Raw genomic sequence first — 272 nt, forward strand, 5'->3', positions numbered from 1 at the left:
CACGGGCATGTCGATCGGCTTCCGGTCCGCGATCTCCCGCTACGGATTCGACACCGCCAAGGCCTATCTGATGGCCTACCACGACGCGGTCGACACCCTTGAGAAGCTCGTCACGGACGAGAACATCGACTGCGACTTCGCCCGCACGGGCAAGCTGAACCTGGCATCCAAGTCGGCCCACTTCGACGGTCTGCGCAAGACCCACGAGATCATGTCCGGCCGTCTCGGGCTCGAGACCCGCCTGGTTCCCCAGAGCGAACTCCATACCGAGA

At 63.6% G+C, this 272-nt stretch carries 1 pseudogene; it reads left to right on the top strand.

Annotated features, from left to right (window positions below):
• A pseudogene (locus tag IO24_RS0140155) lies at nt 1-272 on the top strand (FAD-dependent oxidoreductase); the annotation flags it as partial.

The sequence above is a fragment of the Streptomyces flavovariabilis genome (assembly GCF_000725785.1).
In the GTDB taxonomy this organism is placed as follows: domain Bacteria; phylum Actinomycetota; class Actinomycetes; order Streptomycetales; family Streptomycetaceae; genus Streptomyces; species Streptomyces hawaiiensis.